Genomic DNA, 830 nt, shown 5'->3' on the forward strand with positions numbered 1-830 from the left:
GCCAAAAGGTGGAAATTCAGTGGCACTGCCTAGTGTCATTGCCATTACCGGCTTCTAGGAGAAGGAGTGTAGCGCAAGATGTTATCCAGTATCGGAATCCCTGGGCTCATATTGATTTTGATTATTGCCCTGGTCATTTTTGGCCCGAGCAAGCTGCCTGAGATTGGACGTGCGTTTGGACGGACTTTGACTGAGTTTAAAACAGCAGCCAAGGATTTGACCAAGGACGATGACGACTCCCTGGCAAAAAACAGCGAGGAAGCAGGGAAGCGTGTCAACTAAACCGTGAAGTAGGGAAAGGTGGTGCGAAGAGCGCACTGCCTTTTTCCTGTTGATTCCGCTTCAAGGCCACCTGGGAGTGAAAAAGGAGGAGTAAAGCATGGGACAGGATATGCCCTTTTTGGAGCATTTAACAGATCTGCGTCGTCGCTTGATGATTGTTTTGGGTGCATTTTTCGGAAGCTTGGTGCTCTGTTTTTTGTTTGTGGATCACATTTATCAGGAGCTAGCCAGGCGCTCTGGGGAAAAGCTAGCCATTCTTGGTCCGGGAGATATTTTATCGATCTATGTAAAGCTGTCCGCCGTAGGAGCGATCGCGATCACCATTCCGATCGCCGCATACCAGATCTGGAGATTTGTCGTTCCTGCTCTGCAAGAAAGGGAACGCACGGTAGCCTTGATGTACATCCCGGCTCTCTTTCTGCTCTTTTTGTTTGGACTTTCGTTTTCATACTTCATTCTGTTCCCGATGACCTACGCGTTTGTTCTGGGACTTTCCAATGGGAATTTTGATTTGGTCATTACGGCCAACGATTATTTTACATTCATGT

The 830-nt window shown here is 47.8% G+C and carries 2 protein-coding genes; both read left to right on the forward strand.

The features are described 5' to 3' along the window. The first annotated feature begins 78 nt into the window (after positions 1-78). Positions 79-282: a twin-arginine translocase TatA/TatE family subunit gene (tatA, locus tag EDM52_RS24280; protein WP_122911446.1), complete on the forward strand. Its 204-nt coding sequence runs from the start codon at positions 79-81 to the stop codon at positions 280-282. 97 nt (positions 283-379) lie between these two features. Next, on the forward strand, positions 380-830 hold a 451-nt coding region (locus EDM52_RS24285; RefSeq protein WP_183185357.1), incomplete at its 3' end, for a twin-arginine translocase subunit TatC.

It is taken from the genome of Brevibacillus invocatus (assembly GCF_003710915.1).
GTDB lineage: Bacteria > Bacillota > Bacilli > Brevibacillales > Brevibacillaceae > Brevibacillus > Brevibacillus invocatus.